The following is a 24,190-nucleotide window of genomic DNA, read 5'->3' as shown; positions in this document are numbered from 1 at the left end:
AAGGGGCGCCCGGCCTTCAGCGCGCAATCCCGGTTTAGCTGCGCAGGCGGGTCCACACCCGGTTGCGCAGTTCCCGAGCGTCCACCGAGCAGTCCTCGGTGGGACGGAGACGGTCGGCGTACTCTTCCGGCATGTTCACCGCCGGGTCTGCCACCAGCGCTTCGTCCATGTACTCCGACGAGCCACGAACGGCGTTCATGTAGCCGGTGTAGTTGGATGCGACGGCGATGTTCTCCGGCGCCATCATCCAGTTGATGAAAGTCTTGGCGTTATCGAGGTTCGGCGCCCCGGCCGGGACCATGAAGTTGTCGTTCCAGAAGGAGAGACCTTCCTCCGGGTAGACATAGACCAGGCTGTCGCGTTCCTGCTTGGAACGATGGGCCGCGCCGTTCCACTGCATGTGCATGATCATCTCGCCCGAGGCCATGCGATCGATGGTTCCGTCGGATTGATACATGGCCACGTGCGGGGCCTGGGCCTGGAGGACGTCGAGGATCTGCTGCGCCTCGGCCGGGTCCTCCGTGCACTTGGAGACGCCGGCGTAGTAGGCGGCGGCGTTGTAGGCCTCGACCTCGTCATTGAGGACAGCGATCTGACCGCTCAGCTCCTCGCGGGGCTCGAAGAACTCCTTCCAGCTTTCCTCAAGCTCGCCGACACGCTCGGAGTCATAGGTGAAGCCGGTGGTGCCCCAGAGATAGGGCGCAGAGTAGGCGCGCTCGGGATCCTGGCGCGGGCTGTTGTGCGGTTCCATGACATTGGCGAAGTTTTCCATCTCGCCCGCGTCGATGCGCTCGGCCAGGCCTTCCTCGATCATGATTTCCATCATGTAGTCCGAAGGCACCACGATATCGTAGCCGGCGGCGCCGGCCTGCAGGCGAGCCAGCATGGTCTCGTTCGAGTCATAGACATCGAGAGTGACCGAGATGCCGGTGTCGCTTTCGAACTTCTCCAGCAGTTCCGGCGGGAAGTAGTTCGACCAGTTGTAGAGGAAGAGCTCGTCCGCCGCGGCAGACTGGCCGAGGCCGGCGAAGAGGCCGGCGGCGATGCCGGCGGAAAGAATCGCTTTGCGGTTCATGTGTTTCATCCTTCTCCCTGTTGCGGGTGTTTGTGGTTGGGCTTGGGACGATCTTTTCCCGAGCCTCGGCGGCCGTCAACGCTGGATGCGGCCGATCAGGAACGAGAGCGTCACGAAGGTAATCGAGACCAGAAGCATCAAGGCGGAGACCGCGTTGACCTCGGGCGTGATGCCGATGCGGATCATGCCGAATATGTAGACCGGCAGCGTCGTCGCCCCGGCCCCGGCGACGAAGTAAGTGATGACGAAGGTATCCAGCGAAATGATGAAGGCGAGCATCGCGCCCGACAGGATACCGGGCCAGAGCAGCGGCAGGGTCACCCGCCGGAAGGTCCGCCAGGGGTCAGCGTAAAGGTCAGCAGCTGCTTCCTCCAGGCGTGGGTCCATCCCCTGTAGCCTTGCGCGGATCGGAAGGTAGGCAAAGGGGATGCAGAAGACCGTATGGGCGATGATCACAGTCATCAGGCCCAGCTTCATGCCGATGATCACGAAGAACAGCAGCGTGGCAACGGCGGTCACGATCTCCGGCACGATCAGTGGGAGTGCCATGACGGCTGTCACACCCTGCTGCCCGCGGAAACTGTCGCGGGTCATGCACAGCCCGGCAATGATAGCCGACAGTGTCGCCATGAAGGTGGCGCTGCTGGCGACGATCAGGGAATTGCGCGCGGCGCGCATGATGTCCGGATTGTTCAGGACCACCCCGTACCAATCGAAGGTGAAGCCGGTCCAGATCGTCGCCAGTCGGTTCTCGTTGAAGGAGTAGGCGATGAGAATGAAGATCGGCAGATAGAGGTACGCGAAGACGATCAGCGCCGTGGGCGCGACGCCGGGGAAGCGCCAGAGCGGATTGGAACCACGTTTGAGCATGCCCCCTCCTCAGCCCTGACCCGGCGCGCGGCGGAAGCGCATCAGGTAGAGCATCATCGAACAGAGCACGATGGCGAGGAGCACGAAGGCCAGCGCCGCACCGAAGGGCCAGTTGCGCGCCGCGCCGAACTGCCCTTGAATCAAGTTGCCGATCATCAACTGCCGCGAACCGCCGAGAAGTTCCGGTGTGACATAGGCCCCCAGGGCAGGGATGAAGACCAGGATGCTGCCCGCTGCAATGCCCGGCAGAGCAAGCGGCAGGACGATGCGCGTCAAAGCCTTCCACTTGTTGGCCCCGAGATCGTAGGCGGCTTCGACCAGGCGCAGGTCCAGCTTCTCCAGGCTGGCGTAGATCGGCAGGATCATGAAGGGCAGGAAGGAGTAGGTCAGGCCGACGCCCACGGCGAAGGGCGTGTAGAGCAGCCGCACCGGCTCGTCCGTCAACCCCAGCCAGAGGAGACCGCTGTTCACCAGACCGCTGTCGCGAAGCAGCAGGATCCAGGCGTAGTTGCGCACCAGCAGGTTGGTCCAGAAGGGGATCGTGACCAAAAAGATCAAGAGGTTGCGCCAGCGTGCCGGCTGCAGCGCCATGTAGAAGGCAGTGGGCAGGCCGATCGCCAGCGCCACGATCATCGTGCCAAAGGCCAGAGCGAAGGAACGACCGAAGATTCGCAGGTAGTCGATGTTGACCACCAGGTTGTCCATCAGGTCGCGTTCGAAGAGGAAGCGCACGTAGGCTTCCACGGTGTGCTGGCCCCATTGCACCCCGCCGGCCAGACCGCGTTCCAGGATCGACACGTATGCCATCAGGAACAGCGGCAGGATCATGAAGAAGCCGATGACGAAGAGCGCCGGGCCCAGCAGCACGCCTCGGCGCAGAAAGCGGTTTCGACCCAATCCTTCCAGCATCAGTCCTGCAGCACCCTGACGGCATCCGGGGAGATGGTCACCCGTACCTCCTCACCCCGGCTGTAGCGGCTCGTCGCCCCGGCTCGGTTCTGGTGCCGGACCACGAAGGGGGTCTGGTCATCGAGGCGCAGGTGGTAGTGCGTGTCGGTGCCGAAGTAGACGATCTGTTCGATGCGCGCCGGCAGGCCGGAACCCTCGCGGCTGATCTCGGCTCGCTCGGGACGAACGGCCAGGGTGACCCGCGCGCCGGTCTCATTGCCGCCGTCCTCCTGCCCTTCGAGCAGGCCGCCGGAATCCAGTTCGAAGCGCAGCGACGAAGCCATGCGTTCGCTCAAGCGGCCAGTGAGCAGGTTGGTCTCGCCGATGAAATCGGCCACGAAGCGGCTGGTGGGGTGCTCGTAGATCTCCGTTGGACTGCCGATCTGGAGCACATTGCCGTCGCTCATCACCGCGATCCGGTCGGACATGGTGAGCGCTTCTTCCTGATCGTGGGTCACGAAGACGAAGGTGATGCCGGTTTCGCTCTGGAGGCGCTTGAGCTCGATCTGCATCTCCTTGCGCAGCTTGAAGTCCAGCGCCGACAGCGGCTCGTCGAGCAGGAGCACCTTCGGCTGATTGGCCAGGGCGCGGGCCAGGGCGACACGCTGTTGCTGGCCGCCGGAAAGCTGATTCGGGCGGCGCAGGCCCATGCCTTCGAGCTTGACCAGCGCCAGCATGCGCTCAACGCGCTGGCCGATTTCCTCGCGCGGCCGTCCCATCATCTCCAACCCGAACCCCACATTCTCCGCCACGGTCATGTGCGGGAAGAGTGCGTAGGACTGGAAGACGGTGTTCACCGGCCGGCGGTGCGGTGGCCGTTCCGCGATCGCTTCGCCGTCCATGAGGAGTTCTCCGCCACTGGGCTGCTCGAAGCCGGCCACCAGGCGCAACAGGGTGGTTTTGCCGCAGCCAGAGGGGCCAAGCAGCGTGAAGAACTCGTTCTTGCGGATGATGAGATCGACGTTGTCCAGGGCACGGACTTCGCCGCCGGGGCCGTCGAAAATCTTGGTGAGGCGACGGGCCTCGATTGCCGCCTCCGAGACAGACTCCATGAAGGCTCCACTCGGTTGATTTCTCTGCTCTCGTTCGCCAGCAGTATCGGAAGTCGTCTTGCCGCAGGCAAAGCCTTTTTCAGAGGCTTGATCGTTGCGCCGGGGTGAGGAGGTCGATGGCTTCGCCCTGGCGAAGTACCTTCTGTGCAGCGGGACTGTAGCAGCCGCCGTCGTCATGAAGGATGAAATCAGGCAGCAGTGTCAGTGGCTTGCCCTTGTCCTTGCGTCCCGTGACGATCACCCGCTTGGCCGGGCGATCGGCGTAAGCCCGCAGTGGCAGGACGGCGAGGTCACCGGCGCGGCCATGGAGCAGCGCAAGAATCTCGTCGATCCGGTCGGCGCGGTGAATGAGGGTCAGGCGCCCGCCTCGGGGCAGGCGCGACAGTGCTGCATCAATCCAATGACTGAGGCGGGCTGCGCCCTCAAGATTTGCAGCCGCACGGGTTGGTTGGCTCGATGGTGAAGCCGCACCGGCGGCAAGGTAGGGCGGATTCATGAAAACCTGATCGTAGCGTCCGGCAACCTGGTCTGGCAGCCGCAGCAGATCGCCCTCCACCACTGAGAGCGGCAGCGCGTTCATCTCGGCACTGCGACGCGCCAGGGTCGCCATTTCACTGTTGAGCTCGAGGCCTGTGACTTGCGCCCCGCCCACGCGCGCCAGCAGGCAAAGCGAGGCCGCGCCGCTGCCGCAGCCGAGTTCGAGCAGGCTTTGACCGGGCTGCGCCGGTACGGCAGCGGCGAGCAACACAGGGTCGATGGCGACACGGTAGCCGGCGTCTGGCTGCAGCAGCCGCAAGCGCCCGCCGAGGAGACGGCTTTCCCGGGCGGCCTCTGTTGCACAGTCAGCCATCAGCCCTCGCGCCCCAGGCTGGACTCCGCTTCTTCGATCAGCCGGCGGGCACGTTCGAAGTCATCATCATCGACCATCATGCGGCGAGAAATGGCGACGGCGGAGCCTTCCAGTACCGATGCGTGCTGGTCGAGAACGAGACAGGGAATGTCGGCATCATTCAGCAGCGCTTCCAGCCAGGAGAGCTTTACGAGATCATTGGTCCGCAACAGTTCTTTCACGTCTTGCTCCGGCGGCTTGCGCTTGACCGATGGTCCCTCCGACCTATTGTGCGCAGCGCAAGGCAATCTGCGGGATGTTGCACCGCAAGGCAACCAACGAAGGTGGCGGATGGTCGACGCAGCACGAACGCTCGATTCCGGGAAGCGGCAGGCCGCCAGTCTGCAGCCGCTGCAGGATTTGGCGGGTGCGGATCTCAAGCGCGTCAACGCCCTGATCCTCGAACACATGCAGTCCTCGGTTCCGCTGATTCCCCAGGTGGCGGAACACATCATCGCGGCCGGCGGCAAGCGATTGCGCCCGCTGTTGGTGCTGGCCAGCGCTCGCCTTGTCGGTGTCGAGAATGATCGCCCCCTCGGCCTGGCAGCGGCTGTCGAGTTCATCCACACGGCAACACTGCTGCACGATGATGTCGTGGACGAAAGTGACCTGCGGCGCGGCCGGGAAACGGCCAAGGCGCTGTTCGGCAATCAGGCCAGCGTCCTGGTGGGCGATTTCCTGTTCAGCCGGGCCTTCCAGTTGATGGTGGCCGACGGTTCGCTCCCGGTCCTCAAGCTGCTGGCCGACACCTCCGCGACGCTGGCGGAAGGCGAGGTGCATCAGTTGATGACCGCGCACGACACCGAGACCGACGAAGCGGCCTACCTCGACGTGATCCGCGCCAAGACTGCGGTGCTCTTTGCCGCCTCCGCGCAGGTGGGCGCCCTGATTGCCGAGCGGCCTGAGCATGAGGTGGAAGCCTTGCGCCGCTACGGCGAGGCACTGGGCATGGCCTTTCAGGTGGTGGATGACGTGCTGGACTACAGTCAGGAAGCGGCTGGGCGCGGCAAGGCACTGGGCGACGACTTCCGCGAAGGCAAGCTGACCCTTCCGGTGATCCTGGCGTTCGAGGCCGGCGACGCGGCGGAGAAGGCCTTCTGGCGCTGCTGCCTGGAAGAGGGAGAGCAGGGCGAGGGCGACCTGGAACAGGCGCTCGCACTGCTGCACCGGCATGGGGCGCTGGAGCAATCCAAGGAGCGGGCCCGCCGCTTTGCCACGGAAGCGCACAGCGCGCTCAGCCTCTTTCCCGACGACAAGATACGTGATGCCTTGCTGCAGGCGGTCGATTTCACCGTCGAACGGCTTTACTGACTTCCCGTCGCAACCGAGCCTGTTCCGACCTCAGCGAGGCAGCATGTGCTGCAGGCCCCGGCTGAGATAGTCCCAGCCCGTGATCAAAGTCAGCAGCGTTGCCAGCCACAGCAGGGCAAGCCCCAGCAGGCCGATGGCCGCGGGCACTGCCGGTGCGATCAGCAGCAGCGCCAGAGCGACCATCTGGATCCCGGTCTTCCATTTCGCGAGCCGACTGACCGGGAGCGGGACCTGCAGTTCGGCGAGAAACTCCCGCAGCCCGGACACAAGGAGTTCGCGGCTCAAGATGAGCAGGACGGCAATGACATGCAGTCCCGCGATCTCGCCCGTGGCCACGAGCATGATGATGATGGCAGCCACCAGCAGCTTGTCGGCGATCGGGTCGAGAAAGCGGCCCAAGGGAGAGACCTCGCCGCGATCGCGGGCCAGCTTGCCGTCGAACCAGTCCGTCAGTCCGGCCACCGCGTAGAGCGCCAGGGCAGCCCATCGCGCAAAGGCGCCGTCGAGAAACAGCAGCGCCACCACCAGGGGAATCGCTGCTATGCGTCCGAGGGTGAGTAGGTTGGGCAGGCTTGTCAGCGCGGATTTGCCGCTGGTGTGAAGGCTCGTCATGGCGCCATTCTGCACCAAGCGCCGGGATGGTGACAGGGCTGGGTTCCCATGACGGCACATCCGTCAGGCCGCGTCCTTGTCCCTACTGGGCGAGACTGCGCATGTAGGCGATGAGGTTGTCCACCTGCACTTCGCTGAGGTCGGCGAACTGAGGCATCTGTGGATGGGGTGCCACTGAGAAACTGCGTAGAGCCTCGATGTCGTCCCCGGCCTCGCGGGCGATGGCGGCAAAGCTCGGGACTGCGTCGCTGCCGCGGCCTCCATCCTCCACCACATGGCAGAAGGCACAGGCATCGCGCGCCAACTGCTGCCCGGCTTCCGGATCTGCCGCCTGGGCGACGCTGGTGAGCGATAGGGTGGCGAGTATGGCTAGCAGGCGCATTGGATCCCTCCCGGTATGAGTGGCCCTCGAGGCACTTCGGTCCCCCCGGGGGTGTACGTGGCCGCCCCGGGTTCCGATATTGATACCCTGAACCTTAAACGGAGACCTGCATCATGAGCCAGAACGAAGGCCGTCGCTTTCACGGCACCGACCACCTGACGCGCGAACAGTACCGGGTGACGCAACAGGAGGCGACCGAGCGCCCCTTCACCGGCGCCCTCGTGGATGAAAAGCGCAAAGGCACTTTCCATTGCGTGGTTTGCGGCGCGCCCGCCTACTCCAGCGAACACAAGTATGACAGCGGCAGCGGCTGGCCGTCCTTCTGGCAGCCCCTGGATGAGAATGCCGTGGCGAGCAAGACCGACCAGAGCATCGGCATGGTGCGCACCGAGGTGCACTGCGCGGAATGCGGAGCGCACCAGGGGCATGTCTTCGAAGATGGCCCGCAGCCGACGGGACTGCGCTTCTGCATCAACTCGGCGGCGCTGTCCTTCGAGCCGGACAATGACTGATACTGTCGCAGGCGGCTATGCCGGCGGCGCGCTGGTTACGGGAGCTGGGCGGCGGATTGGTCGGGCTTTGGCGCTGGAACTTGCGGCCGCCGGCTTTCGCGTCGGCGTGCACTACGGCCACTCGCGTGCTGACGCGGAGGAGACCTTGGCGCTCATCGAGGAAGCCGGAGGCAGCGGCGCACTGCTCCAGGCTGATCTGACCCGTGAGGAAGAGGTGGTTGGCTTGGCCGAAGCCGCGAGACGCAAAGTCGGGCCGCTCGGCGTGCTGGTCAACAATGCCTCGGCCTTCGAGCGCGACGAGTGGAACAGTGTGACGCGGGAGAATTGGGACCTCCACCTGGAGATCGGCATGAGAGCGCCCTTCGTGCTGGCTCAAGCCCTGGCAGGACAGCTGCCCGCCGAGCGACAGGGTCTGATCGTGAACCTGCTCGATGAGCGAGTGTGGAGCCTTACGCCGCATTTCATGAGCTACACCTTGGCCAAGTCGGGACTGTGGACCCTCACCCGGACATTGGCGCTGGCACTGGCACCGCGAATCCGGGTGAACGGGATCGGTCCGGGCTTCACTCTCCCGGCGCCGAACCAGAGCGAGGAGCAGTTTGCCAGGCAGGTCGCAACCCTGCCCCTGCGCAGGGCGCCGTCGCTGGATGAGATGCGCGCGACCCTGCGATACTTCCTGGTCGCACCCTCGGTTACAGGACAGATGATTGCGCTTGACGGCGGCCAGCATCTCGGATGGGCGCAATCCCCTTTGGCCGGGCAGAACAGTCCTTGACAGCGCGAGAGTCGACGAAAGTTGTGCACATGGCCGAGAGTCGCGCTTCAGCGAATCTCGCCGGCGCTCTGATTCTGGGGAGCGGGAGCAAAGAGAGAGTTGACGAATAAAAACATGCACGATTTCAGTATGTTACAGATGTGCCCGTTTTTTAGGCAATCCTTCGAAAGGCTTGATTCCTCTAGGGGGAAAGCGTGGAGGCAACACGCTATGCACAACCTTATCCACAGGAATCGTGGAAAGGGGGTTATCTCTTCGGAATCACGGGGGGTTACGACGGATGCGTCACATTTTATCCATTCTGGGCGTGCAATAGGGGCGGGGTGTGACCACCAAGCGTCGATCCGATAAAGCAGCCGATCCGACAGCGGGCGGCAAGCGCGCACCGGAGTCGCTCAAGGAGCTGGCGGCCTTTCAGACTCCGGGCGAAATGCGACTCCACGCCCTGGGCGAGGAGCCGGCCCGCTTTGAAGCCGAATCTCCAGATGAGGGGGATGCCAAAGGCCTTGCTCAGGGGGTGGCCGTACTGACTCGGGCGGTGCGGACTCTGCCGGGCGGGCCCGGCGTCTATCGCATGCTCGACCGTCGCGGCGAGGTGCTCTACGTCGGCAAGGCCAAGAGCCTGAAGAAGCGCGTCACCTCCTACACCCAGGTGAACAAGCTGCCGCGTCGCCTGCAGCGTATGGTGGCCGAAACCACCGCGCTGGAGGTCGTGGCCACCAACAGCGAGGTGGAAGCGCTGTTGCTGGAAAGCAACCTCATCAAGCGCTTCATGCCGCGCTACAATGTGCTGCTGCGCGACGACAAGTCCTTCCCCTACATCCTGATCGGCAGCGACCATGACTTCCCGCGCATCCGCAAGCACCGGGGCAGTCAGAACGAGCCCGGGAGCTACTACGGGCCCTTTGCGTCCGCAGGCGCGGTCAACCGCACCCTGACCGCCCTGGAGAAGGCCTTCCTGCTGCGCTCCTGCTCCGACAGCGTCTTCAATAACCGCACCCGGCCGTGCCTGCTCTACCAGATCAAGCGCTGCTCGGCGCCCTGCGTCGGGCGCATCTCGGAGGCCGACTACAACAAGCTCGTGGTCGAGGCTCGGGCGTTCCTGACCGGCCGTAGCCAGGGCATACAGGGCGAACTGGCGGCCGCCATGCAAGAGGCGGCCGAGCAGCTCGATTTCGAGCAGGCAGCGCGCTACCGCGACCGTATCCGGGCCCTGACCCACGTCCAGGCCCACCAGGACATCAACATCGAGGGTGTCGAGGATGCCGACGTGATTGCCGCCCGGCAGATGGGCGGGCAAACCTGCGTGCAGGTCTTCTTCTTCCGTGCTGGCCGCAACTACGGCAATCGCGCGTACTTTCCCAGCCACGACAAGGCCATGACCCAGGAGGAGGTCCTCGCCGCTTTCGTCGCGCAGTTCTACGACAACAAGCCCGTGCCCCGGCTGGTGCTGCTGAACGGGGAGATCGAGGAGCAGGCGCTGGTGGCCGAGGCGTTGGCCCTGGCGGCCGAGCATCGCGTGGACCTGGCGGTGCCCAAGCGCGGCGCCAAGCGCAAGCTGGTCGAGGTGGCCGAGCGCAATGCCGAGGAAGCGCTGGCGCGTCGCCTTGCCGAGACCAGCGCCCAGGCCAAGCGCCTCCAGGAACTGGCCGATCTGCTGGGGCTGGAACAAGCACCGAGCCGGATCGAAGTCTACGACAACAGCCACATCCAGGGCAGCAATCCCTATGGTGCCATGATCGTCGCCGGCCCGGAGGGCTTTCGTAAGAATGCCTATCGCCGCTTTGCCATCCGCGGTCACACCCCGAGCGATGTGGCATCGAGCGACCAGGCCCCAGCGGGGAGCAACGATGACTACGCGATGATGCGCGAAGTGCTGAGCCGGCGCTTTACCCGGGCGCAGAAGGAGGACCCGGAACGCAGCGAAGGCGGCTGGCCGGACTTGGTGCTGGTGGACGGCGGGCGCGGGCAGCTCAATGCGGCGCTGGAGGTCTTTGCCGAGCTCGGGATAGAGGATCTGGCGGTGGCCGGTGTCGCCAAGGGGCCGGAACGCGATGCGGGGCGCGAGCGGATATTTCTGCCGGAGCAGCCGCCGATCCTGCTACAGCCCTCCGATCCCCTGCTGCACTATATTCAGCGCCTGCGCGACGAGGCCCACCGCTTCGCCATCGGCACCCATCGCGCCGGTCGCAGCAAGGCGCGGCTCAAGAGCAGTCTGGATGAGATTCCTGGCATCGGCCCGGCGCGCAAGAAGGCTTTGCTGCTGCACTTCGGCTCCGCCAGGGCGGTGGAGCGGGCCGGTCGCGCCGATCTCGAAGCGGTGGAGGGAATCTCGGGCACCGTGGCCAAGAAGATCCACGACTTCTTCCACGGTGGCTGATCCACCGCACCGCCCGGCAGGCGGTTCAAGTCATCGCGGCGATGCGCTGGCGCAGCAGGGTGCCCAACTCGGCGGCATCCAGTTCTCGCGGGCCGTCTGCCGGGGGATTCGCCGAGGTCAGCAGCACATAGTCGCTGCGGTGGTCCGGCGCAGGGTCGCCGATGGAGCGCAGGATCGGCGGATGGTCGCCGAAGAAACAGAGCGCCCAGGGGCGGTCCAGTCCATCCAGGGCATCGAGCACACGGCCCAGCATGGCGTCGGCGTGAACCAGGTGCTGCCCGTAGATCTCTGCCTCCTGTTCGAGCCCAGGCAGTCGCCCGGGCCGCCAGGGACCATGGTTCTCCATGGTGACCGTGAAGATGAAGGCCGGGTCCGTCGCTTCCTCCATCTGGCGCAAGAGCTCCGTGGTCAGCGCGGCATCGGAGACATAGGGGCCGATGCGCTCCACATCGGGGAAGGCCTCCTCGGTCACCATGCGGCGGAACCCGAGGGCCGGCATGACCTTGTGGCGGCGAAAGAAGTGCGCGGCGTGGGGATGGAGGAACAGCGTCTCCCAACCTGCCTGTGAGAGCAGCCGGGGCAGGCAGGGCAGCGGGTAGCGATCCGCGCGCAGATAGGGATCGAGACCGTCGAAACCCATGGCCCGATTCGCCGTCGCGCTGAGGAATGCGTATTCGGTGCGCATGGTATAGGCGCCAATCGCCGGCACACCGAGGGGCCCCCATGCCAAGGCCCTCTGCTGTGCCCGGGCGAGGTTGGGCAAGGCGGGTGCATCATCGCGTAGGCGGCGCAGGTCGAGAAAGGATTCGCTCTGCACAGCCACCACCAGCGGCGCTGGGTTCCGCCCGGCAATGGCCGGAAGCGGCAAGGGTTCGGCGACCTGCGGCGGACGCGTGTCCAGCCAGCGCAGGAACGAGAGCAGCAGGAAGGCGGCCAGGCCCAGACGCTCCGCAGCCGCTTCGGGCTCCGGGATTGGCAGATGGCGGGCGGCGGCGCGTCGCAATGCCGGCCCCAGCCCCGGCAGGTAGGGCGGCAGCGCCAGAAGCGCAGGAGCCGCCGCGATCAGGCCAAGGCGCTCCCAGGCCGGCAGTATAACCGGCTCGAGCCACAGCCAGAGCAGCAGGAGAGCAATCACTGGTGCGATCAGCAACCAGGTGCGCAATCGCTGCAGCAGCTCAACATAGTAGAGTCGGGGGTGGCGCAGGATCTGGGGTATCAGTGCGAAGTCGGAAAAGACAAGCGGTTCGCGCAGCAGCGCATACTTGGCGTTGCTGACGACCTGCAAGGCGTAAGCACCGGCCAGTGAGATCAGCAGCGCCAGCAGCGGTCGCCCTGTCGCTCCCAGCAGCAAGGCATACCAAGCCAAGCCCACGGTGAGGAAGGTGAGGTAGGCGATCGGCGGACGCCGCCAGCGGGCCGGGCGCGGGGCCACGCCACGCTCCAGGTAGAGGCCCACTGCGTAGAGCACGAGCAGCGCGACGAGCGCGGTGGCCATCAGCCTTCCCTCTGCAGGCGCCGGTTCCACAGCCGGCGGCCGCTGGCCATCAGGTGCCAGACGGCTTCCCTGATCGGCCAGATGATGCGTCGGGGCGGCTTGCCGCCGCGGCCTTCCGCAAGACGGGTCACGACCAGTTCGGGCGGGCAGGGCAGCGAGGACACCGGGTCAAGGTAGCGCGGGTAGAGAATCAAGGCCACCGCCACGAGCTCGTCGAGCGTCAGCCGCCTGCGGCGCCGGGGCGTGACCAGCAGGTCCTCCGTGAGCCCCCAACCAGCATAGAAGGGCCGGCCGTGCACCGTCACCTGCTTGTCGCGCAGCAAAGCCTCGAAGCCCACGAGCGAGGTCATGGTCTCCACGGCATCGCACTGCGCCAGCACCTCCGGCAAGGCCACGTCGCGCACGATGCTGTCGGCGTGCTCGCAAACCTCGCGGTCTTCCAGCGCGCCCTGACGATAACCGGCTTCCACATCGGGATGCGGCTTGTAGAGGATGAAGGCGTCGGGGTTGCGTCCCCGCGCACGACGCAGGAGCCCGAGATTGCCACCACACTCCGGTGCGCCGAGTTGGACGGACTGGTCGTCCTCGACCTGACCCGGAACGAAAACGGCCTTGCGATCCGGCGGAAACAGCGGCTCGGCGCTGCGCCGGCCGACGTTGTACTTGCTGACTGCGCGCTCCACGATGGTTTGGCGCAGGGCTTCGGCCCGGGCGCGCAATTCCGGGCAAAAGTCCGTCGTTTCCGCGAGCTGCTCGAGACGGCTCGGTTGCGTGGGATCGTAGTAGATGCCCTGATCATCGAACACGAGCGAGGCCGCGGGGTTGAGGGCTGCGCCTAGCCCCACGGAGCGCAGGAAGCCGTCCTCCACGTTAATCAATGGGACCCCCGCGTGTGCGGCTGTCTCACGCAGGTCCGGCGGACAGCGGGTGTTCCAGACCAGAAGGCGTGCGTCCCTTTCCTGCGCCATTCGCACCGCAGTGGCAGGCTGCTTTTCGAAGCGGGGCGCTGTGTCACCGCGCAGAAAGGCGGCCACGGTCTTGCGCTTCCAGCGGGTGAAGCCGACCAGCACCGCAGGACGTTTGTTCTCCCAGTAGATGTCGCGCAGGAAGGCCAGCGCTTCCGCTGCCTCCTCGAAGGGCACCGGCTTGCGGTCCCAGGGGTCGAGATAGCGACTATACAGCAGGTAGGCCGCAGCGAAGATCTCTTCGGTGCTGCGGGGACGTGTGCGCCGGGCACAGTGCTTGCGATCGTCGGTCGCCCCCCAGCCGGCATAGAAGGGTATGCCGAAACAGGTGACCGGCAGGCCGGCGCAAAGCGCCTCGAAGCCGAGCCCGCTGCTGACGGTGTAGACGCGATCCACTCGGTCGAGCAGGGACCAGGGATTGATCGATTCGCTGAGGAGCCGCACGCCGGATTGGCTGCCTGCGTCCGGCAGATAGCCGCGCTTGAGGCCGCGCGCGACCTCGGGGTGCCCCTTTACCACCACCTCGGCGTCCGGATTCTCGGCCAGCGCAGCCTCCAGCATGGCGGTGAAGTCGGAGGCTTCGGCGAGGGCGCCGGGAATGGATATGTCCCCGGCCGTTTGATCGATCACCAGCACACGTCGGCGCTTGTCGGTGAGGTCGAGTTCCTCCGCGCTGCGTTCGATGCCGTCGTTGTACTTCGACAGCCGCAGGCGCCGCAGCAGCGCCATACCGTCGCGCGCTCGGCGGAGGAGCTCGGGACCTTCCCAGCCACCGTCCTGCAGCAGCGCTTCCAGATCGCTTGGCTGGCGGGCGTCATAATAGATTCCCTGGCGATCGAGAACGAATCCAAGGGCGGGATCGACGCCGGCGCCCGGTCTGATCGAGCGCAGGAAACCGTCTTCCAGGCGCAGATAGGGCAGGCCCTTGGCCTTAGCATGACGGCGCACCGGAGCCGCGCTCGGCCGGTGCCCCCAGCCGACCAGGCATTCAGCCTCGGCCGGCGGGTTCAAGCGGTAACGGCGCGCTTCCAAACCGGTCAGCGTTTCCACGTCCCGTCGCAGCTTCCAGATGCCGGGGGAGCGAATGGCAACGCAGGGGCGGTTCACGGGGGAGGTCCTTGTCTGTCAGCGCGAGGCGAAAGGGGAGGGCGCTGTGGCTGCCTTGTAGCACTCCAGTGCTCGCGACAGAAGTCCGCTGGAAAGGTCCGGGCAGGCGCCGAGGGGATGTCCCCAAAAAGCAACAAGGGCCTGACGCCGTAACGCCAAGCCCTTGTTAAAATTGGAGCGGGCGATGAGATTCGAACTCACGACCCCAACCTTGGCAAGGTTGTGCTCTACCCCTGAGCTACGCCCGCGTCGGGTATGGCCCACATCCCTGCGGGCGGAGGGTGAATAGCTTTTCCTTCCGCAGGATGCAAGGCCCTTTATCGCATTTCCTCGCTTGGCTATCGTTCGCGCACCATGCACGACATTCCCGATATGAATCAGCGGCTGGAGGACGGCTCTTCGCCCTGCTCCCCGCAAGCGCTCCTGGCCCGTTTCGACGGCCTGGGCATCGCCCACCGCGCGGTAACGCATCCGCCGCTTTTCACCGTGGAGCAGTCCAAGGAACTCCGTGGCGAGATGCCGGGCGGCCATACCAAGAACCTCTTCCTGCGCAACAAGAAGGGCGCCATGTGGCTGGTCACCTGCCTGGAGGATCGCGAAGTCGATCTGAAGGCACTGGGCGAGCAGCTGGGTGCCGGCCGGCTCTCCTTCGGCAAGCCCGAACGCCTGATGCGCTATCTCGGTGTGCTGCCGGGTGCAGTGACGCCGCTGGCGGTGATAAACGACACTTCGGGGCAGGTGGAACTGGCCATAGACTCGGCGTTGCTGGCGCACGATCCGGTAAACGTGCATCCCCTGACCAACGACATGACGGTCGCGCTCTCGCCGGGCGACCTGCTGCGTTTCCTGGAATCGGTGAATCATCCACCGCGGATGCTGGAGTTCGGGCCGGCCTGAGGTCCGGGCGCCAGAGGACTACCCCTGCCGCTGCTCGTGCCAGGCAATCAATCGCCGCGCTGCCTCGGCGATGTCCTCCTCAGCGGCCGCAAAGGAGAAGCGGAGGTAGTGCTTGCCGCGAATCGGATCGAAGTCGGTGCCGGGCGTCAGCGCGACGCCGGTGTCGTCCAGCAGTTGCCGGCACAGGGCTTCCGAGTCTCCGGTCAGGTGCCCAACGTCCGCGTAGAGATAGAAGGCCCCATCGGCCGGCGCGAGTTTGCCGAAGCCGGCTTTCGGCAGTTCTTCCAGCAAGAGTGCGCGTTTGCGCGCATAGCCGGCTAGGTGCTCCTGCAGCTCTGCGTGGCACTCGAAGGCGGCTACCGCCGCAGCCTGCGACAGGCTGGGGGGCGAAATGAAGAGGTTCTGCGCCAGGCATTCAACCGAGCGGAGCAGATCCTCGGGCAGAATCAGCCAGCCGAGCCGCCAGCCTGTCATGGAGAAGTACTTGGAGAAGGAGTTCACCACCACGGCCTGGTCGGTGAACTCCAGGGCCGAGACCGCCCGCTCTCCGAAGGTGATGCCGTGGTAGATCTCATCGGATATCAAGCGCACCTCATGCGTCTCGCACCACTGCACCAGCGCCGCCATTTCCTCCCGGCCGAGCATGGTGCCGGTGGGGTTCGAGGGGCTGGCAATGATCAGGCCATCCAGTGGGCCGGCTGAATCGAGCAATTCGGGTGTCGGCTGGAAGCGGTGCTCCAGTTCGGTTTCCAGGAGCACAGCCTCGATACCCAGGGCTTCGAGGATGTTGCGATAGGCGGGGTAGCCTGGCGCCGCCAGAGCCACCCGGTCCCCGGCTTCGAAGGCGGCGAGGAACGAGAGCAGGAAGCCGCCGGAGGAGCCGACGGTCGTGGCAACGCGCGCGGGCGAGACCTGGACGCCATAGCTGCTTTCGCAGTGGCGGGCGATGGCTTCGCGCAGGGGCGTAATGCCAAAGGCGTCGGTGTAGCCGAGGTTCTGCCCCTCCAGAGCGCGCACGGCCGCAGCACGCACACCCGCGGGCGCCGGCGTTCCGGGCTGGCCGACCTCAAGGTGGAGAACGCGTTCGCCGGCTGCGGCCTTCTCGTTCGCGGCGCGCAGCACATCCATGACGATGAATGGTGGGACCTGTCCCCGGCGCGCGACCTTCAAGGGCATGAAACGACTCCCAGTCTGAACCGGCTCCAAAGGCAGCCGGCAATGGTAATGCTCAATCCAGCGCTTCCGGCACGAGCCCTTGAAAGCCTGGCAGCGGATTGCTTACGGCGCTGCCCTCAAGTCGGGCGCGCAAACGATGGCGTTCGTCTGTAGCATCTATCATCGCGAGCACGAAACTTTCCAGGCTGTCACCGCTACCCCAGATCCCGTGGATGTGTGTCAAGGCGTCGCGCTGCGACAGCGTTGGCAAGTGGCCAGCATCCTGGGTGATGGCGTGCAGCGCCACGGCGTCGGCGCCGATGGTCAGGCATCCTGGCCGCCCGTGATAGAGGTGAAGTTCCTGCGGTTGAACACCGGCCTCCACCTCGAAATCCGCGTGCAAGCGGCCAAAGCCATAGGCGCCCTCGGTGCGATGCATGAACTGCAGTTGCTGTGGGGTCAGCCAGGTGATCGACAGCCGCGCGCTCGCGCCCGGCAGGTGGTGCAGCAGCGACGGGCAGGCGCCGTAGCGTGTCAGGCAGGCCGCATAGACCACCGTATGATCGCGCAGCGTGCCATGGGTTACGGGGATTTCGCCGTTCGGGAACTTTCGCGCCAGTTGTTCGGGAGAGCGGTTGGAGCCGTGCGCCAGCACTGCTATGCGCCCGGCGAAATTGGTGTTGGCCGGGAGCGCAACCGCGCGGCCGTTGCGCAGTAGGTAGCTCTCCTCGGGAACGGCGTAGGGATAACCGAATGCCAGAGCCAAGCGATCGGCCGGCTCGGCAGGCAGTGGCCAACTCATTGAGTGACGCTGACACTCAGCATGGGAAGTGCATCAGTCGGTGCAGGGGGGCGATTCGTCAGGATCCATCGCCTCGATGCGGTAGCGTGTCGTTGCGTGGTCGACTGTGGACCAGGCAAGGCGTGCCCATTCCTTCTTGGCCTGCTCGAAGCTGTCGAAGGGACCAAACCACTCCTCGCGACCGGCGGCGACGGCCTGGAAAGAGGTGTCCTTGTACTCACCGCCGATCACCCAATAGCGTTGCATCGGAAGTTGCCCTTGTTTCTCAACGAATCCATGCAGCTAGCGATTTGAAGGTAATGGGCCTGTCAGGGAACTGCAACCTTGGCCGGGCCGAGAACGGGCCCTTTTTCCAGTGATTTCCATGCTTTGGGCCTGAAAATGCCCAGGATGAGACAGGAAGACTGCCCTGCCGGGCGTCACCTGTGGGTTGCGGGCAGCGTCGAAGGCAGGTGACAGCGTGCTGTCGTTCCCTTCTTGGGCGCCGACTCCAGCTCCAGGTGGCCGCCATGCAGTTCGATGAGAGAGCGTGCCAGCACCAGCCCCATGCCGGCACCTGTCCGACGCCGTTGCGTGCGGGAAAAGCGCCCATAGTCCTCCCGACCCAGAATGCCCGCGCGCTCATCTTCGGGAATGCCAATTCCGTTGTCCTTGACGGTGAGGATCACTTCGTCGGGCTTGCGCTCAACAGCGACCTCGATGGCCCCGCGATCCGGCGTGAACCGGAAGGCATTGGACAGCAGGTTGAACAGCACTTGGCTGATACGGCGCTCATCGCCTTGCAGCGTGCCGATCTCGTCGGGACAGGACACCGTCAGCGCCAGATTGCGGGTCCGGGCCCTGTCGCGCCACAGCTTCTCCACGCTGGTGACCAGTTGGCACAAATCCACCTCGCTGGTCTCGATTTCCATGTAGCCGGCCTCGATGGAGGCAAGGTCGAGTACGTCGTTAATCAGCGCCATCAGCTGTTGCGAGGAGTTGATGATGGCGCCGGCGTACTCCTGTTGCCGTTCGTTCAGCTCGCCGAAGTAGTTCTGCTGCAGCATTTCGGCAAAGCCGACGATGGCATTGAGCGGTGTGCGCAGCTCATAGGAGATGTTGGCGATGAACTCGCTCTTCAGCCTGTCGGCCGTCTCCAGGGCCTCGTTGCGTTCGACCAGCGCCTGCTTGGCGTGGACACTGTCGGTCACGTCCACGTAGCCCAGTACGCAATTGCCGTCGGGCAAGGGAGTCTGGCGCCACTCGATGACCGAGCCGTCGCTTCGCTCCATCCGGCCGGCCCGGGTTTGGGCCTCTGTCGTAACAGTGACGATCTTCTCCATGAGATCCAGCCAGGCCTCGTCCGACACATCGAAGAAGCCTCTGCAGCGAGCCACCATCTCGCGAACGTGAGGCTGCTCGTCCAGCCAGGGCAGGGGAAGGTTCCAGATCCGGGCGAATGCGGGGTTGCTCAAGCGCAGGCGCCCGTCGGGACCGTAGACGGCAACGCCCTCGTGGAGGCTGTCCAGTGTCGCGCGCTGGACAGCCAGGAGCGTGTTGTAGGTCCGCTCCAGTTCCAGTCGGTCGGTGACATCCTCGTAGACCTGCACCACGCCGCCAAAGGGGTGGGGGTGCAAGGTGGCGCGCAGCGTGCGACCACTCGGCAAATGATGGGCCTCTTCTTCGGGCTCGACCAGCATTTCCAGCTTGCGCACGCGCTGCTGTCGCCAGGCTGAGAAATTGACCTGTTCCGGCAGGCGCTGGTGTTCGCGCAGCCATTCGAGCATCTGGTTGACGTGTGGCCCCTCCGACAGGAACTCCTCATCGAACTGCCAGATGGCGGCATAGGCGCGGTTGAAGAAGCTCAGGTGCATATCGGAGTCGAGAATGGCGATGCCAATGCCGATGCTCTCCAGGATGCTCTGCTGCGCTTCCAGGTGGCGGCGCAGGTTCTTGTCGGTCTCCTCCCACTCGGTCAGGTCTCGGACATAGCCAATGAGCTCGCCGGTCGCGAGCGGCACCTCCGTCAGTTCCCAATAGCGACGTTGGCCGTCGGTGACGATGTGGAAGCGTTCACTCTGGGCAGCTTCGCCTGATAGCGCCTGCTCGATCAGGGCCTGAACGCTTGCACGATCGGGCGTTTCCACCAGAGGCACGTTGTCGGCGATCACGCGCTCACGCTCCGCTTCGAGCGCGGCGGCGTAGGCGGCGTTGCAGTAGGTAAGTCGGCCCTGGGTATCCCGGGTCCAGACTGGGCGGGGCACGTGGTCAACCAGCGCCGCAAGCCGGTCGCCGACTTTGCTGGCGCGCTGTTGTGCTTCCCGCTCGACCGCGAGAGTTTCTCGCAGGCTGCTCAGCTCGCGTTGCAGGCTCTCCCGCTGCGCATTGGCCTGGCGTTCGTGACGCCTGGTCCGCAGCAGCACTGCCGCCAAGGACAGCGTAGCGAGGCCGAGGGCGGATGCGAGCAGCCACGCGGTCATGCGATCATGATCCGCCGGGTCCGGCAATTGGGCGTCGAGACGTTTCGCCTGCGCAATCGGGACGCCCGGGACACCTGCGCTGCTCGTCCTGTGACCGGCATGTCACTCCGCAGCGTAAGAGGCCGCAGTGTCGCGGTAGGTATCGGCGTGGATGGAAGTGATTCGTGCTTCCTCGCTGCAGAGCGGGCAATGGGTGTCTGCCTTGATCCGCAGTTCGGAAAAGCGGCCCTCCAATCCCTCATAGAGCAGAAGGCGGCCGGCAAGGGAACGACCGAACCCCACGATCTCCTTCACCACCTCCGTCGCCTGGAGGGTGCCCAGTACGCCCGGCAGGCTGGCAAGGACGCCCACGTCGGCGCAGGAGGCCTTGAAGTTGCTGTCTGGCTGCTCGGGATAGACGCAGCGCCAGCAGGGATTCTCGGTACCGTCGACGCCGTGGCCGAGATGAGAGCGGTAGACTGAAAGCTGGCCTTCAAAGCGCATCATGGCAGCAGAGACCAGAGTGCGGCGGGCCAGGTGGCAGGCATCGGCAACGAGAAAGCGGGTGGCGAAGTTGTCGCTGCCGTCGGCCACGATGTCGTAGTCAGCAATCAAGTCCAAGGCATTGTCCGGCGTAAGGCGCTCCGGATGCACCACCACCTCGACCTCGGGGTTGAGGGCGCGGAGATGTGCGCGTGCGCTTTCCACCTTGAGGCGCCCCACGTCGTCGGTGCTGTGCAGGACCTGTCGTTGCAGGTTGGAGAGATCGACGGTGTCGTGATCTATGATCCCCAGATACCCCACGCCTGCGGCGGCCAGATAGAGCAACAGCGGCGAGCCTAGGCCGCCGGCGCCGACCACCAGCACCCGGGCCTGTATCAGGCGGCGCTGCCCGGCTTCGCCGATTTCCGGCAGCACGAGGTGGCGTGCATAGCGGTCGATCTGGGCGTCGCTGAAGTCTTCCATGCGTTCAGAATAGCAGATAGCAGACTCTCACGTCACCTCGCGGCTTCAGCTCTGCGCCACAGCTCCGCGCCACCGGCGTTTTTGGCCTTCAGGCCGGGCCGAAGGGTGTCTGGCGCGGTCGGTCGTCGCGGCGCTCCTGCACCGGTGGGTGCCCGAAGCGGGCATGGTAGGCGCGGCTGAAATAAGGTGCGGAGCTGAAGCCACAGGCCAGGCCGACCTCGAAGACCGGCATGCGGGTCTGCTGCAAGAGCTGCTGCGCGCGATCCAGCCTCAAGTTGAGATAATGCCGCAGCGGTGGGGCGCCGACATGATTGCGAAAGAGGCGCGAGAGCTGGCGCTTGGACAGGCCCGCCTGGGAGGCCAGGTCGTCCAGCGACAGCGGCTCCTCCATGTTGTCTTCCATGGTTTCCAGGACGTCTGCCAGTCGCTCGCTGCGGGCCCCGACCCGCCGGTCGGCCGGCATGCGCTGCTGCTCCTCCGGCGCGCGGATCTGGTCGTGGATGAACTGCTCGCTAACTCGGTGTGCGAGTTCCGCGCCGTGGCCGAGCGAGATGAGATGGAGCATCAGGTCGAGCGCCGCGGTGCCACCAGAACAGGTGAAACGATTGCGATCGATCTCGAACAGGGTTTCGCGAGCGTCGATGTCGGGAAAGGCCTCGCGAAAGGCCGGCAGGGCCTCCCAATGCAGGGTCACCCGATAACCGCCGAGCAGTCCGGCGCGTGCGAGGAGAAAGGGACCGGTGTCCAGGGCGCCCAGGTCCGCGCCGCGGACTGATTCATGGCGCAGCCATGCGGCTATCCGCGGATCGGCATGGCCGTCGACATCGAATCCCGCCACGGTGATGACCACAGGCAGCGGACCGACTTCGGCAATTGGCGCTTCGGCCACGATAGCCATGCCGTTGCTGGCCTGGACCGGCTCTCCATCTGCCGAGAAGAAGTGCCAGGAATAGAGGTGACCGCCCCCACGCTGATTGGCCACCCGTAGGGGCTCGATGGCCGAAACGAGGCAAAGCATGGAAAAGCCAGGGACAAGCAGGAAGCCGACACGCTGCGGCGTTTCGCGGTTGCGTTCCGTCAGCACCGTCGTCCTCCCGACCCTCGAGCCGATTCACGTCTCAGATCGGCTTCGCGAAGCGATCCGGTCTGATCCCCTGGCGGGTGGCGGCGTCAGCGTGCGCGTGCTCCCGGCAGGGCGATTCGGCGGCCAACATAGTCTGGCGCCTCTGCCGTGCAAAGCGCGCGGAAGCGTGCCTGCAGTCTGTCGCTCATCACCGTGCTGCGCCCCACATGCGTATCGACGCACATGGCCAGGATCTCTTCCGTGGCCACGATCTCGCCGTCGCGCTCCATCTCATGGGCAAAGTGAATGCGCTTGTGATCGAGACCGAGGACGTGGGTAGCGATGGTGATCTCGGTATCGACCGGCACCTCCCGCAGATAGCGAACGTGGGCTTCCAGGGTGTAGAGCGAACAGCCGCTTTCGGCGCGCCAGGTTGCGTCAGCCCCGGCGTGGTCATAGAGCGCATCTGTGGCCGCACAGAAAAGGATGACGTACCACCCCTCGTTCAGGTGGCCGTTGTAGTCGATCATCTGCGGCCGGACGACGTCGCTATGCAGACGCAGTACGCTCATCGCCTGGCGCCCCCGGTGTTGCTCTCGCGAAGTGCCTTGAGGATGGCGATCAGGCCCCGATCACGTTCGCGGACCAGATCGGCGATGTTGCGCTCGCCGGCTTCGCGCTCGCAGCCCTCGACCATGGCATCGCGCAGCTCCCTGGTGAGGTCCGGGGCCTCCAGGCGGGTCCAGGGTTCCTTGAGGGCGGGTCCGAAGTGGTCGAGCATGTGCGCCATGCCGCCTTCACCGCCCGCGAGGTGAAAGGTGAGGCAGGGCCCCATGAGCGCCCAGCGCAATCCTGGGCCATCGACGATCGCCTGGTCGATCTGCTCCACGGTTGCTTCGCCCTCGGCCACCATGTGCAACGCCTCACGCCAGATGGCGTCCTGCAGGCGGTTGCCAATGAAGCCCGGAAGCTCGCGCTCCATGCGGATGACCGACTTGCTGGCCACTTCATAGAAGGCGCAAGCCTGGTCCACGGTCCAGCCGGCCGTGCGTTTGCCGCCCACAACTTCCACCAGGGGAATGAGATAGGGCGGGTTGAAGGGGTGGCCGACGACAAGGCGTGAAGCGTCCTCGGCCTCCGCCGCCATGTCGGTCATGGAGTAGCCGGAGGTGGAGGAGGCAATGACCGTTTCCTCGCCCGTGGCCGCTGCCAGGTCGGCGAGGAGCTTGCGCTTCAGGTCCAGGCGTTCCGGGCCGCTTTCCTGGACGAAGGCGACATCGCTGACGGCTTCCTGCAAGCTGGATGTGAAGCGCAGCCGGTCCGGCGATGCGCCCTCGGCCAGACCAAGACTTTCCAGTGCGGGCCAAGCGGTCTCGATCAGGCGCTTCAGCGCAGCTTCCGCCTGGGCCCCGGGGTCCCAGGCCAGCACGTCGTAGCCCCGGGCCAGAAAATGGGCAGTCCAGCCGCCGCCGATGACACCGGTGCCAACACAGGCGACGCGGGAGATGTTTTTCGGGTCTTGCATGATGGTCCCTGTCACTTGGCGGCCAGGCCGAGTTTGGACCGCGCCTCGGCCGGGGTGCAGACCTTCGCACCCAGGTCACCGATGATGCGCACGGCTTTCTCGACCAAGGTGCCATTGCTCGCATGCATGCCCCTCTCAAGGTAGAGGTTGTCCTCGAGTCCGACGCGCACATGACCGCCGAGCAGGACGGCCTGCGCCACCATGGGCATCTGCATGCGGCTGATGCCGAAGCCGGCCCAGACGGCGCCGGAAGGAAGCTGCTGCGCCATGTGCGCCATGCTGGCAGTATCCGCCGGCGCACCCCAGGGAATGCCGAGGCAGAGCTGGAACATCGGCGGCGCGTCGATCTGGCCTTCGGCAACCAACTGCTTCGCGAACCAGAGGTGACCGGTGTCGAAGACCTCCATCTCCGGCTTGACCCCCAATTCCTGCACGCGCCGCGCCATGTGGCGCAGCACGTTGGGTGTCTGGAGCACCACGGCATTGCCGTCGCCGAAGTTCATGGAGCCGCAGTCCAGCGTGCAGATTTCGGGCTTGAGTGCCTCGATGTGCAGCAGGCGGGTCTTGGCGTTAACGAGATCACTGCCTTCACCGGGGACGGCAGGATTGTCGTCGTCCACCACCAGATCGCCGCCCATGCCGGCAGTCAGGTTGAGGATGACGTCGCTGTTGCGTTCGCGCACCCGCTCCACCACTTCGGCGTAAAGGGCCGTGTCGCGACTGCCCTTGCCGGTCTGCGGGTCTCGAACATGGATGTGAGTGATGGCGGCGCCGGCTTCCGCGGCTTCCAGGCAGGCCTCGGCGATCTGCTTGGGAGTGACGGGAATGGAGGGATGCTTGTCGACGGTATCGCCTGCGCCGGTGACGGCGCAGGTCACAATGACATCGCGGTTCATGGCAGGATCTCCTTTGCGAGCCTGTGCTGGGCCGAGCGTGTGTTGGATTGCGGCCCATCCTCTGCCGAACCGCCG

At 65.2% G+C, this 24,190-nt stretch carries 24 protein-coding genes and 1 tRNA gene; 5 read left to right on the top strand and 20 right to left on the bottom strand.

All coding sequences use genetic code 11. From position 1 onward, the window contains the following. Positions 1-34 precede the first annotated feature (34 nt). The 6 genes from ABZ720_RS01065 to ABZ720_RS01040 all read right to left on the bottom strand — a co-directional run bounded on the left by ABZ720_RS01065 (position 35) and on the right by ABZ720_RS01040 (position 5,016). The gene (locus ABZ720_RS01065; protein WP_366552900.1) at positions 35-1,075 is read right to left on the bottom strand and encodes an extracellular solute-binding protein; all 1,041 of its coding nucleotides are present in this window, start codon (positions 1,073-1,075) and stop codon (positions 35-37) included. Positions 1,076-1,150: 75 nt separating this feature from the next. Next, on the bottom strand, positions 1,151-1,945 hold the full coding sequence (locus tag ABZ720_RS01060; protein ID WP_366552898.1) for an ABC transporter permease: 795 nt from the start codon (positions 1,943-1,945) through the stop codon (positions 1,151-1,153). Positions 1,946-1,954: 9 nt separating this feature from the next. Next, entirely contained in the window at positions 1,955-2,854 is a 900-nt protein-coding gene (locus ABZ720_RS01055; RefSeq protein WP_366552896.1) for an ABC transporter permease, read from the bottom strand. After that, entirely contained in the window at positions 2,854-3,945 is a 1,092-nt protein-coding gene (locus ABZ720_RS01050) for an ABC transporter ATP-binding protein (protein WP_366552894.1), read from the bottom strand. Before ABZ720_RS01050 ends, ABZ720_RS01055 begins: the two co-directional genes overlap by 1 nt. A 79-nt stretch (positions 3,946-4,024) precedes the next feature. Beyond that, the gene (locus ABZ720_RS01045) at positions 4,025-4,795 is read right to left on the bottom strand and encodes a tRNA1(Val) (adenine(37)-N6)-methyltransferase (RefSeq protein ID WP_366552892.1); all 771 of its coding nucleotides are present in this window, start codon (positions 4,793-4,795) and stop codon (positions 4,025-4,027) included. Beyond that, entirely contained in the window at positions 4,795-5,016 is a 222-nt protein-coding gene (locus ABZ720_RS01040) for a putative signal transducing protein (RefSeq protein WP_366552890.1), read from the bottom strand. Before ABZ720_RS01040 ends, ABZ720_RS01045 begins: the two co-directional genes overlap by 1 nt. Positions 5,017-5,125: 109 nt before the next feature. Between ABZ720_RS01040 and ABZ720_RS01035 the strand changes: the two genes are divergently transcribed. Continuing rightward, positions 5,126-6,145, top strand: coding sequence for a polyprenyl synthetase family protein (locus ABZ720_RS01035; protein ID WP_366552888.1), 1,020 nt, complete (start codon positions 5,126-5,128; stop codon positions 6,143-6,145). Between the two features lie 30 nt (positions 6,146-6,175). Here the strand turns inward: ABZ720_RS01035 and pgsA are convergent, their stop codons facing one another. Both pgsA and ABZ720_RS01025 read right to left on the bottom strand, forming a co-directional pair. After that, positions 6,176-6,757 (bottom strand): CDP-diacylglycerol--glycerol-3-phosphate 3-phosphatidyltransferase, encoded by a 582-nt coding sequence (gene pgsA / locus ABZ720_RS01030; RefSeq protein WP_366552886.1) that lies wholly within the window; start codon positions 6,755-6,757, stop codon positions 6,176-6,178. Between the two features lie 82 nt (positions 6,758-6,839). Next, positions 6,840-7,139, bottom strand: coding sequence for a c-type cytochrome (locus ABZ720_RS01025; RefSeq protein ID WP_366552884.1), 300 nt, complete (start codon positions 7,137-7,139; stop codon positions 6,840-6,842). A 113-nt stretch (positions 7,140-7,252) separates the two neighbouring features. On the opposite strand from ABZ720_RS01025, the gene msrB reads away from it, so the two are divergent. From msrB to uvrC, 3 genes are all read left to right on the top strand, one after another. Then, positions 7,253-7,651, top strand: a complete 399-nt coding sequence (gene msrB / locus ABZ720_RS01020) for a peptide-methionine (R)-S-oxide reductase MsrB (RefSeq protein WP_366552882.1) — start codon at positions 7,253-7,255, stop codon at positions 7,649-7,651. Then, the gene (locus ABZ720_RS01015) at positions 7,644-8,426 is read left to right on the top strand and encodes an SDR family oxidoreductase (RefSeq protein WP_366552880.1); all 783 of its coding nucleotides are present in this window, start codon (positions 7,644-7,646) and stop codon (positions 8,424-8,426) included. Before msrB ends, ABZ720_RS01015 begins: the two co-directional genes overlap by 8 nt. A gap of 430 nt (positions 8,427-8,856) precedes the next feature. After that, the gene (uvrC, locus tag ABZ720_RS01010; RefSeq protein ID WP_366553529.1) at positions 8,857-10,806 is read left to right on the top strand and encodes an excinuclease ABC subunit UvrC; all 1,950 of its coding nucleotides are present in this window, start codon (positions 8,857-8,859) and stop codon (positions 10,804-10,806) included. Between the two features lie 25 nt (positions 10,807-10,831). Here uvrC and ABZ720_RS01005 read toward each other — a convergent pair whose 3' ends face one another. The 3 genes from ABZ720_RS01005 to ABZ720_RS00995 form a co-directional block, all read right to left on the bottom strand. Then, positions 10,832-12,301: an LTA synthase family protein gene (locus ABZ720_RS01005; protein WP_366552878.1), complete on the bottom strand. Its 1,470-nt coding sequence runs from the start codon at positions 12,299-12,301 to the stop codon at positions 10,832-10,834. Beyond that, positions 12,301-14,373, bottom strand: a complete 2,073-nt coding sequence (locus tag ABZ720_RS01000; RefSeq protein WP_366552876.1) for a capsule polysaccharide biogenesis protein — start codon at positions 14,371-14,373, stop codon at positions 12,301-12,303. Before ABZ720_RS01000 ends, ABZ720_RS01005 begins: the two co-directional genes overlap by 1 nt. Positions 14,374-14,546: 173 nt before the next feature. Then, positions 14,547-14,621: transfer RNA gene (locus ABZ720_RS00995), tRNA-Gly, on the bottom strand. A gap of 124 nt (positions 14,622-14,745) precedes the next feature. Between ABZ720_RS00995 and ABZ720_RS00990 the strand changes: the two genes are divergently transcribed. Further along, positions 14,746-15,270, top strand: coding sequence for a prolyl-tRNA synthetase associated domain-containing protein (locus ABZ720_RS00990; protein WP_366552874.1), 525 nt, complete (start codon positions 14,746-14,748; stop codon positions 15,268-15,270). Between the two features lie 18 nt (positions 15,271-15,288). Here ABZ720_RS00990 and ABZ720_RS00985 read toward each other — a convergent pair whose 3' ends face one another. From ABZ720_RS00985 to ABZ720_RS00945, 9 genes are all read right to left on the bottom strand, one after another. Continuing rightward, the gene (locus ABZ720_RS00985) at positions 15,289-16,446 is read right to left on the bottom strand and encodes a pyridoxal phosphate-dependent aminotransferase (RefSeq protein ID WP_366552872.1); all 1,158 of its coding nucleotides are present in this window, start codon (positions 16,444-16,446) and stop codon (positions 15,289-15,291) included. 52 nt (positions 16,447-16,498) lie between these two features. Continuing rightward, a complete protein-coding gene (locus ABZ720_RS00980) occupies positions 16,499-17,227 on the bottom strand; it encodes a hypothetical protein (protein ID WP_366552870.1) in 729 nt (242 codons plus the stop codon). 33 nt (positions 17,228-17,260) lie between these two features. Next, complete coding sequence (locus tag ABZ720_RS00975) at positions 17,261-17,473, bottom strand: DUF4170 domain-containing protein (protein WP_275820007.1); 213 nt, start codon at positions 17,471-17,473, stop codon at positions 17,261-17,263. Between the two features lie 173 nt (positions 17,474-17,646). Beyond that, a complete protein-coding gene (locus ABZ720_RS00970; protein WP_366552867.1) occupies positions 17,647-19,686 on the bottom strand; it encodes a sensor histidine kinase in 2,040 nt (679 codons plus the stop codon). A 102-nt stretch (positions 19,687-19,788) separates the two neighbouring features. Next, positions 19,789-20,631 (bottom strand): HesA/MoeB/ThiF family protein, encoded by an 843-nt coding sequence (locus ABZ720_RS00965; protein WP_366552865.1) that lies wholly within the window; start codon positions 20,629-20,631, stop codon positions 19,789-19,791. A gap of 88 nt (positions 20,632-20,719) precedes the next feature. Next, complete coding sequence (locus ABZ720_RS00960) at positions 20,720-21,715, bottom strand: GlxA family transcriptional regulator (RefSeq protein WP_366552863.1); 996 nt, start codon at positions 21,713-21,715, stop codon at positions 20,720-20,722. A gap of 86 nt (positions 21,716-21,801) precedes the next feature. Continuing rightward, complete coding sequence (locus ABZ720_RS00955; RefSeq protein WP_366552861.1) at positions 21,802-22,266, bottom strand: thioesterase family protein; 465 nt, start codon at positions 22,264-22,266, stop codon at positions 21,802-21,804. Then, positions 22,263-23,219 (bottom strand): 3-hydroxyacyl-CoA dehydrogenase NAD-binding domain-containing protein, encoded by a 957-nt coding sequence (locus ABZ720_RS00950; RefSeq protein ID WP_366552859.1) that lies wholly within the window; start codon positions 23,217-23,219, stop codon positions 22,263-22,265. The genes ABZ720_RS00955 and ABZ720_RS00950 overlap by 4 nt, the downstream gene beginning before the upstream one ends. Positions 23,220-23,230: 11 nt before the next feature. Continuing rightward, complete coding sequence (locus ABZ720_RS00945; protein ID WP_366552857.1) at positions 23,231-24,115, bottom strand: beta-keto acid cleavage family enzyme; 885 nt, start codon at positions 24,113-24,115, stop codon at positions 23,231-23,233. Positions 24,116-24,190: the final 75 nt, after the last annotated feature.

Source organism: Aquibaculum sediminis, assembly GCF_040712085.1.
GTDB lineage: Bacteria > Pseudomonadota > Alphaproteobacteria > Kiloniellales > DSM-21159 > Aquibaculum > Aquibaculum sediminis.
Note: the sequence above shows the minus strand (reverse complement) of the source record. Positions and strands in the feature narration are given on the sequence as shown.